The sequence below is a fragment of the Streptomyces sp. NRRL S-495 genome (assembly GCF_000966955.1).
In the GTDB taxonomy this organism is placed as follows: Bacteria; Actinomycetota; Actinomycetes; order Streptomycetales; family Streptomycetaceae; genus Kitasatospora; species Kitasatospora purpeofusca.
Genome location: NZ_JZWY01000925.1, coordinates 1 through 9,232, shown reverse-complemented (window position 1 = coordinate 9,232; position 9,232 = coordinate 1). Strand labels below are relative to the sequence as shown.

The 9,232-nt window shown below is 75.3% G+C and carries 7 protein-coding genes and 1 pseudogene; 6 read left to right on the top strand and 2 right to left on the bottom strand.

Translation table 11 applies throughout. The features are described from left to right. Both VR45_RS49525 and VR45_RS43030 read right to left on the bottom strand, forming a co-directional pair. A partial coding sequence (locus VR45_RS49525; protein WP_234326509.1) for an AMP-binding protein occupies positions 1–881 on the bottom strand: 881 nt, incomplete at its 3' end. Further along, a complete protein-coding gene (locus VR45_RS43030) occupies positions 860–2,404 on the bottom strand; it encodes a condensation domain-containing protein (protein WP_052709649.1) in 1,545 nt (514 codons plus the stop codon). The genes VR45_RS49525 and VR45_RS43030, both read right to left, overlap by 22 nt. A gap of 564 nt (positions 2,405–2,968) precedes the next feature. Here VR45_RS43030 and VR45_RS50880 point away from each other — a divergent pair. The 6 genes and pseudogenes from VR45_RS50880 to VR45_RS36320 all read left to right on the top strand — a co-directional run. Continuing rightward, positions 2,969–4,966: pseudogene (locus tag VR45_RS50880) on the top strand (phospholipase C, phosphocholine-specific); the annotation flags it as partial. Positions 4,967–4,979: 13 nt separating this feature from the next. Then, positions 4,980–6,104, top strand: a complete 1,125-nt coding sequence (locus tag VR45_RS43025) for an NEW3 domain-containing protein (protein ID WP_078897283.1) — start codon at positions 4,980–4,982, stop codon at positions 6,102–6,104. A gap of 252 nt (positions 6,105–6,356) precedes the next feature. Further along, positions 6,357–6,734: a hypothetical protein gene (locus VR45_RS36335; RefSeq protein WP_045944197.1), complete on the top strand. Its 378-nt coding sequence runs from the start codon at positions 6,357–6,359 to the stop codon at positions 6,732–6,734. Between the two features lie 189 nt (positions 6,735–6,923). Next, on the top strand, positions 6,924–7,289 hold the full coding sequence (locus VR45_RS36330; RefSeq protein WP_045944203.1) for a hypothetical protein: 366 nt from the start codon (positions 6,924–6,926) through the stop codon (positions 7,287–7,289). Between the two features lie 223 nt (positions 7,290–7,512). Then, on the top strand, positions 7,513–7,905 hold the full coding sequence (locus VR45_RS36325) for a hypothetical protein (protein ID WP_045944196.1): 393 nt from the start codon (positions 7,513–7,515) through the stop codon (positions 7,903–7,905). A gap of 61 nt (positions 7,906–7,966) precedes the next feature. Then, positions 7,967–9,232: MMPL family transporter (locus tag VR45_RS36320; RefSeq protein WP_159394485.1), on the top strand; the 1,266-nt coding region annotated here is incomplete at its 3' end.

Sequence of the window (9,232 nt, the reverse complement as noted above, 5' to 3'; positions counted from 1 at the left end):
ATCCGGACCGCCTCCGGGGCGTCCGGCAGCTCGGCGCAGGTGGACCAGACGGTGGTCTCGGTCGGCCCGTAGACGTTGAACAGGCGGTCGGTGCCGGCCCGCAGCTGTCGGGCCAGCGGCAGCGGCAGGGCCTCCCCGCCGACCAGGCCGGTCAGCCCGGACGGCAGCGGCCCGGCGCCGAGCAGGACCCGCCAGCCGGAGGGCGTCGCCTGGACGTGGGTGACGCCCTCGCGCTCGACCAGCGCACGCAGCCCCGGGCCGTCCACGGCCAGGCCGTCCGGGGCCAGCACCAGGCGGCCGCCGGTGGTCAGCGGCAGCAGCAGTTCCAGGGCGGAGATGTCGAAGGAGAGCGAGGTGAGGCCGAGCCAGACGTCCCGGGGGCCGGAGCCGAGCTGCGCGGCGAAGGCCGTGAGCAGGTTGACCAGCGCCCGGTGGCCGATCTCGACGCCCTTGGGGCGGCCGGTGGAGCCGGAGGTGTACAGGACGTACGCCAGCCGGCCGGGGGCGGCTCCGGTCCCGGCCTCGGTGGCAGCCCCGGCGGTGGCCCCGGACGCGGCTTCGTCGAGCCGGAGTACCGCCGGTGCGGCGGCGGCCACCTCGGGTGCCGGTTCGCGGTCGGCCAGCAGGTCGGCCAGCAGCAGGGCGGCGCCGGAGTCGGCGAGCACGAAGGCGAGCCGCTCGGCCGGGTAGCCGGGGTCGAGCGGGAGGTACCCGGCGCCGACCGCGTGCACGGCGAGCAGCGCGGCCGGCAGGTCGGCGGTGCGGGCGAGGTGCAGGCCGACCAGGTCGTCCCGGCCGATGCCGGCCGCGGTGAGTGCCCCGGCCAGCCGGTCGGTGCGGCGCAGCAGCTCGCGGTAGGTCAGCCGTTCCTCCTCGGCCACCACGGCGAGCGCGTCGGGAGCGGCCGAGGCGTGCTCCCGGACCAGGTCGAGCACCGTCCGGTCGGCGGGGTAGGCGCGGGCGGTGTCGTTCCAGGCGGTGGTGACCAGGTGCCGCTCGGCCCCGTCGAGCAGGGGCAGGTCGCCGAGCGGGGTGGCGGGGTCGGCCACGGCGGCGGCGAGCAGGGTGGCGAGGTGCCCGGCGATTCGCCGCGCGGCGGCGGAGGCGAGCACGGCCGGGTCGTACTGGAGCGAGAGGTCGATCCCGTCGGCGCCGTCGACGGCCTGGAGGTGCAGGGTGTTGCGGGCCGCGTGCGGGAAGACGGTCCAGTCGACCACGGCGGTGCTGCCGGGGAAGACGGGGTCGGCGGTGGTGCGGCGGCGGTAGCCGAAGCCAGCCCGGCCCGGGGGGTGAGGCCGGGGACGGCGCTGCCGAACGGGACGGCGCGGTGCGCGGAGACCAGCCGGGCCTCGGCGCGCACGGCGGCGGCGTAGCGCGCGAACGGAGTGTCCTCGTCCTGGCCGGCCGGGGCGTGCACGGGCAGCTCGTTGACGTACAGGCCGATCGTGCCGCGCTGCCGGGGCCCGCGGGTGGAGAAGGGGACGGCGACCGGGACGGCCTCGCCGCCGTAGCGGTGCAGCAGGCCGTGCAGGGCGGCGAGCAGGAACTCGAAGCGGGTGACCCCGGCGGTCCGGGCGGCGTCGGCGAGGGCCGCCGCGGCCGCGCGGTCGAGCCGCCAGGCGACGGACTCGCCGGGGCCGGCGTCGGTCACGGCGCGGGGACCGCCGGGGAGCACCGGGGCGGTGGCGGCCGCCCACCGGGGGCCGTGGAAGGCGGCGGCCCGGGCCAGGAGTTCGGGGTCCAGCGGCGCGGCGTCCGTGTCCGCCTCCGCCTCCGCGCCGAGCGCGGTCACGGTCGCGGTCGCCGAGCCCCGGGCGGACCCCCCGTCCCCGCCCCCGTCCGCCGCCGCCGACGCGAGCGCGGCGGCGTACCCGGCGGCGAGGTCCGCGACCAGCACGTCCTTGGAGTTCCCGTCGAACACCGCGTGGTGCGCCACCACCAGCAGCTCGGCGCTCCCGTCCGCCCGCCGCTCCAGGGCGAACCGGGCGAGCGGCCCCCGGGCCAGGTCGAACGGCAGGGCGAGCTCCTCGGCGAGCCGCTTGGCGAGGGCGTCGGCGCAGGCGTCGGCACACTCGCCGAGCGGCTCGCCGCCCGGTTCCAGGACGGTGAGCGCGGGCGCCCGCCCGGCCGGGACGGGGTGGAGCACACCGTCCCGTTCCACCAGCGCGGAGGAGAGCGCGGGGTGCCGGGCGACGGTCGCGGCGACGGCGCGGGCCAGCGCCCCGGTGTCGATCCGGTCGAAGCCGATCCGCAGCGCGAGGTGGAAGACCTCGGGGACGTGGGTGAGCCTGCTGGTCAGCCAGATGCCGTGCTGGGCGGGGGAGGCGGGCCGTGCGGCGTCCGTCGCTCTCGCGGGGTCCCCGGCGGCGGAGGAAGGGCCGGGCCGGTTGGGGGAGTCGGACATGCTGTGCTCGATTCGGGAGTCGGAGACGGAGCTGCGGGGCACCCGTCCGAGCGGTGGCCGTGGCGGCGCGCGGGCGCGGCACGGCGCGGTCGGACGGCGCGGCTGCCGAAGGGTGTCCGGCCCGCCCCGCGGACCGGTCGGCAGGCGCCGAGGCACGGCCGGACCCGACTCCCAGGTTTCCCCCCTGATGCGTCAGGCGAAGCGATCCCCTACCCCCGTACGAAGATCATTGGCCTGGACCTGCCGCGAGGTTTCCACAGACCACATGCCTCGTCAAGGGTTGTCCACGACCTGGCCGGAGGCTGCCGACGGTTCGTCAACCACCTTCCGCCCCGGGGGGTCTGGCGTGACCGGCGGGGCTGGGGACGGCGGCCGCGGCGGTCCCGGCGGGAGGGGCGGCCGCGGACCGACATCGACGGCAAGTTGTCTGTACAGCTATGGGTTCACTGTCCGTCATCGACGCGCCATCGAACCCCCCGTTCCCGTCCACCTGGGGCCCGTACACATAACGGGTCTGGACCACAGCTCCAGGCGCCCCCCGCTTTGTACAAGGAGTCACCCCCGATGAGTCCGCAGCCCGAACTGTCGCGCCGCACCCTGCTCGGCGGCGCGGCCGCCGCCGCCGTGCTGTCCGCCCTCCCCCTCAGCGTGCGCGAGGCGCTCGCCGCGCCGGCCCGCCCCGGCCGCCTGGCGGACATCCAGCACGTTGTGGTGTTCATGCAGGAGAACCGCGCCTTCGACCACTACTTCGGCACCCAGGCCGGCGTCCGCGGCTTCGGCGACCGGACGGCGGTGCGGGGCGTCAACGGCCGCTCGGTCTTCCACCAGCCCGACCCGAGCCGCAAGGAGGGCCACCTCCTGCCGTTCCCGATGAACGCCGCCCACACCAACGCGTACCAGCAGGGCGCCCCCGCGTTCGGCTTCGTCGACTCGATGAAGGCCTGGAACGACGGCCTCGCCGACGGCTCGGTCACCCGCCGCTCCAGCGGCTGGCTCGGCCAGGGCTACTACGAGAGCGCCGACATGCCCTTCTACCACGCGCTGGCCTCGGTGTTCACCACCTGTGACGCCTACTACGCGTCGGTGCAGTGCAACACCAACACCAACCGCGAGCACCTGATGACGGGCACCAGCGGCGGCACCGTCCGGGACACCCCGGTCACCGACAACACCGAGATCCCCGGTGGCTACGAGTGGACCACCTACGCCGAGCGCCTGGAGAAGGCCGGCGTCAGCTGGCGGACCTACCAGGCGCTGGACAACTTCGACGACAACGCGCTCGCCTGGTTCGCCCCCTTCGTCAAGGCCAAGCCCGGCGAGCCGCTGTACGAGCGCGGCATGCGCGCGGTCGGCGACCCGGCCAAGAAGGGCGACCCGTTCGCGATGGGCGACGCCCTGGTCGAGGCCTTCGCCGCCGACATCCAGGCCGACACCCTCCCGCAGGTGTCCTGGATCGTCGCCCCCGCCGCGCTCTCCGAGCACGCCAACTACGCGCCGCCGAACGGCGAGCACCTCACCGCCCGGCTGCTGGCCGCCCTCGCGGCCAAGCCCGAGGTGTGGGAGAAGACCGTCTTCATCCTCAACTACGACGAGCACGGCGGCTTCTTCGACCACCAGCTGCCGCCCGTCCCGCCGCTGGCCGCCGGTCGCGGCAAGTCCACCGTGCCCGTGGACGGCGAGGTCGTCGTCCGCGTGAGCAAGGGCGGCTCCACCTACCACCGCGTGGTGAGCCAGGACGGCAAGTACCGGGTCAGGGCCGCCGACGGCTCGCTCGCCTGGTCCGACACCCTGCCCGCCGGCGAGAGCGTGGTCTCCGGCCCGTACCCGATGGGCCTCGGCGTCCGGGTGCCGATGATCGTGGTCTCGCCGTGGACCCGCGGCGGCGTGGTCGACTCCAGCGTCTACGACCACACCTCGGTGCTGCGCTTCCTGGAGCAGCGCTTCGGCGTCCAGGAGCCCAACATCAGCCCCTGGCGGCGCTCGGTCTGCGGCGACCTCACCAACGTCTTCGACTTCTCCGGTCGCGACCCGCGCTGGCCCGAGCTCCCCGACACCAGCGGCAACCGGCAGAAGGTCGTCGACACCGGCAAGCTGCCCGCGCCCACTGTGCCCAACCCGCAGTCCTTCCCGCAGCAGGAGCGCGGCACCCGCGCCGCCCGCCCGGCGCCGTACGACCTCACCGTCAAGCCGCGCCTCAAGGGCGACCAGCTGACGATCGACTTCATCAACCAGGGCAAGCAGGGCGCCGTGTTCGCGGTCTACCCGGCCCCCGGCGCCCTGCCGCGCCACTACACGGTGGGCGCCAAGTCCCGGACCTCCGACGTCTGGACGGTCGGCCAGGACGGCTACGACCTGCGGGTGCACGGCCCCAACGGCGCGCTCTGGCACCTGCGCGGCACCGTCGACGCCGCCTACGAGATCTCGCTCTCCGAGGAGCGCAACGGCAAGGTGCTGGAGGTGGACGTGATCAACCGCTCGCGCACCGCCCAGACCTTCCTGGTCGGCGACCTCGCCTACGGCGACGGACTGCGCGAGGTCCGGGTCGCCGCGGGCGACGACAGGACCGTCAACCTCAATGTCGGCCCCGAGGGCTGGTACGACGTCGTGGTACGACGTCGCGGTGGGGGTGCGCGGCGAACTCGGCTTCCGCCGCCGGATCGCCGGCCGCTTCCCCTGGGACGGCGAGCACCTGCTCACCGACCCGGCGATGGGCCAGGCCGATCCGCTGGCCGTGGACGTCGCGCTCAAGGCCGCCTCCACCACCATCGACGAGGCGATCCTGCTGCCCGGCCGCCCGGCCCGGGTCACCGCCCGCTTCACCGCCGGCGACGCGCTGGCCGTGATCGAGGCCCAGCCGGTCGTCCCGGCCGGCTGGACGGTCGCCGCCGTCACCGCGCCGCCCGCCGCCCTGGCCGCCGGGGCGAGCGCCACCGCCGAGTGGGACGTCACCCCGCCCGACCGGCTGCCGGACGGCGCCACCCACCGCATCCTGGTCACCGCCCGCGCGCTGGCCGGCAACCGCTTCGCCGTCGCCGACGGCGAACTCGCCGCCCGCACCGCGCCGGTGATGGCCGGCCACCTGCTCGGCGAGGACTTCGAGTCGCTGGCGGGCGCGCTCCAGCCGGTCGCCGGCGTGACCGGCTGGACGCCGCAGGCCCCGCAGGGCTGGTCGGTGGTCAACGCGCCGGCCATGCCGCAGGGCACCGTCCGGCTCCAGGGCTGGACCTTCCACACCAAGCGCGAGTGGTCCAACCCGGCCGGTCAGGACCGCGGCAACTTCACCCGGGGCCTCGGCATCCTGGCCGTCGCCGACCCGGACGACTGGGACGACACCGGCGCGCCGTCCAAGAAGGGCGTGTTCGACTCGACCCTGGTCTCGCCCGCCGTGCCCGTCCCGGCCGGGGCCGCCACCCTGTACCTGGGCTTCGACTCGCACTACCGCCAGGAGGCCCCGCAGAAGGCCTCGGTCACCGCGGTCTTCGACAACGGCACCGAGACCCGGCTGGTGTACTACAGCTCGGACGCCACCGGCAACGACAACGCCGGCAAGGACGTCCAGAACGCCTTCGTCGCCAAGCAGTTCGCCGTTCCGGCGGGTGCACGCAGCGTGACGCTGAAGTTCCGGATGTTCGACGCCGGGAACAACTGGTTCTGGGCCGTCGACCACATCCGGCTGGACGTGAAGCCGATCACCGGCTGACGCCCGCGCGGCTCACTCTGCACGGCCGACCCGTCCGGCCCGTCCGGCCCGTCCGACCCGTCCGGTCCCCGAACTCCGGGGTCCGGACGGGCCGTTCGCGTCCCGGGGAAGTACGCCGACGGACTGTCAACAGGCGCGAACGCGACGCGCCCCCCGGCGCACCGGACCGGAAAGCGCCTGTTCGCACGCCCTGGCGCGCCGGTAGGAATGGGGCCCGGCACGGAACGTCCGTGCCGTGAGAGGAGCCGCACCGTGTCCCGTCTCCGTGCCACCGCACTGGCCCTCGGCTGTACCGCCGCCGCCCTGACCCTGGCCGCGACCACCGCGACCGTCGCACAGGCCGCCCCCGGCGACATCGTGAGCATCTGCGCCAACCAGTACACCCCCGCCGGCTGGGTCGACATCGCCTGGGCCAACGACTACAGCTGCGGCGGCGGCACCTTCACCCCGAACCGGAAGACGATGGAGCAGGTCGCCGGTCTGCCCATCGGCACCACCCTCAACGTCTGCGCCTCGGCGTGGCCGCCGGCCGGCTGGACGCAGGTCTCCGAGTTCTACAGCCAGAGCTGCCGCTACTCGGCCGTGCCGAGCCTGGAGCACAACTCCTGGAAGATCACGCGCGTCTACTGACACCCGGTCTGCTGGCAGCCGGTCGGGCCCGGCCGCCGCGAACACGCATGTCGGCGCACTGTCAACAGTGGCGAACCCGTCGCGGGCTCCGGTGCCCCGGGCCGGAAAGTCACTGTCCGTGCCCATGGTCCCGCCGATAGGAATGGGTGTCCGGTGCGGATCGTCCGTGCCGTGGAGAGGAGCCGCTCCGTGTCCCGTCTTCGCGCCGTCGCCCTGGCTGCCGGTTGTGCCGCCGCCGCGCTCACCATGACCACGACCACCGCGCACGCCGCCCCCGGTGACACCCTGAACGTCTGCAGCAGCCAGCTCACCCCGACCGGGTGGGTCGACGTCCAGTGGTGGAACGACGTGAGCTGCGGCTCGACCTTCAACCCCAACAAGAAGCAGATCAAGCAGCTCACCGGTCTGCCGATCGGCACCACGCTCACCGTCTGCGCCTCGACCTACCAGCCGGCCGGCTGGGTGCAGCTCTCCTCGTTCTACAACAGCAGCTGTCGCTACTCCGCCGTGCCGAGCCTCAACAACAACGCCTGGCAGATCAAGCGCGTCTCCTGACCCGCCCCTGCCGGCCCCCGCGGGCAGCGCGCCGACGGCCCACCGGTCCCGCACCGGCGGGCCGTCGGCGTACCCGGGGCCGGGTGCTCCGGTCCCTCCCGGCTCGTCGCGGCTCGTCGCGGCGCGGCCCGTCCCGGAGTCCGGCCGTCCCGTTCGCCGGAATCTCTTGACGGTCGAGAGATATGATCCGCCCCGTCCGCCAGCCCTCCGGGAGGTCACCGCCATGCACCAGCCCCTGCTGCGACTCACCGGCGCCGCCACCGCCGTCTACGGCATCGCCGTCGCCCGCCGACCCGCCCTGCTGGCCCGCCCCTCCGGCCTCACCGCGCCGGACGGCTCGGTGCCCGCGCCGGTCGCCGCCTGCCTGCGCCCGCTGGCCCTGCGCGACGCCGCCTGCGGCCTCGCCATGGCCCTCGCCCCGAACGACGCCGCGCTGCGCACCGCGACCGCCCTCCGGATCGCCTCCGACCTGGGCGACGCCGCACTGCTCGCCACCGCCCTCCCGGCCCGCCGGCACCGGGTGATGGCCGTCGCCGTCTCGGTCGGTTGGGGCGCGCTCTCGGTGGCCGGACTCCTGGCGCGACCGCGAAACCTCTCCACCCGTCAAGTCTCTTGACAGTCGAGAGATATGATCCGGGCTGTCCACGACCCCGCCCAGGCCCGGAGCGCGCCCCGCCATGCCCGCTGACCGTCCCCACGCCGCCCCACCACCCGCCCCGGTACCACCCGCCCCGGCGCCTCCGGCCGGGGTCCCGACCGGCCCGTCCGCCCGGCGCCGCCGCGCCCGGCTGCTCGTCCCGCTCGCGCTGCTGATCGTCTGGCTCGGCCTCGGCGGCGCCTTCGGCTCCTACGCGGGCCGGCTCGGCGAGGTCGCGACCAACGACCGGGCCGCCTTCCTGCCCCGCAGCGCCGAGTCCACCGAGGCCGCCCGGCTCGGCGCCGACTTCCGGACCGACAACGCGCTGCCCGTGATCATCGTCTGGGAGAGCCGCGGCGGCCCCCTCGACGCGACCGGACGCGCCGCCGCCGAACAGGCCCTGCGGACCGCCGCCACCCTGCCCGGCGCCACCGGACGGGTCTCGCCCGCCCTGCCCGCCGCCGACGGCCAGGCCCTCCAGGGTGTCGTCCAACTGCGCGCCGACCTCGGCCGGAAGACCGGCGACACCGTGCGCGCCGTCCGCGGACTCGCCGAGCAGGTCCCCGGCACCACCGTCGGCCTGGCCGGACCCGCCGCGATCGCGGCCGACCTCGGCGGCGCGTTCGCCGGCATCGACGGCCTGCTGCTCGGCGTCGCCCTCGGCGTCATCCTGCTCATCCTGCTCGCCGTCTACCGCGCCGTCCTGCTGCCGCTGCTGGTGATCCTCGGCGCCGTCTTCGCCCTCGGCATCGCCTGCGCCCTGGTCTACCTGCTCGCCGACCACGGCCTGGTCACCGTGGACGGCCAGGTCCAGGGCCTGCTGTCGATCCTCGTCATCGGCGCCGCCACCGACTACGGCCTGCTGCTCTCCGCCCGCTTCCGCGAGGAACTCCACCTGCACGGCGACCGGTTCGCCGCGATGCGCACTGCCTGGCGGCACTCCGTCGAACCGATCGCCGCCTCCGGCGCCACCGTCGCACTCGGCCTGCTCGTCCTGCTGCTCTCCGACCTCACCAACAACCGCGCCCTCGGCCCGGTCGGCGCGATCGGGATCGCCTGCGCCGTGCTCTCCGCGCTCACCTTCCTGCCCGCCGCACTCGTGCTGGCCGGCCGGGCCGCCTACTGGCCGGCCAGGCCCGCCGCCGACGGCCGGGCCCCGGTGCACGCCGTCTGGGCCCGGGCGGCCGCGCTCGTCGCCCGCCGCCCGCGCGCCCTGTGGGCGGGGAGCCTGGTGGTCCTGGCGGCGCTCGCCGCCCTCGCCCCGACCCTGGACGCCGGCGGCGTGCCGCAGAGCGAACTCTTCGTT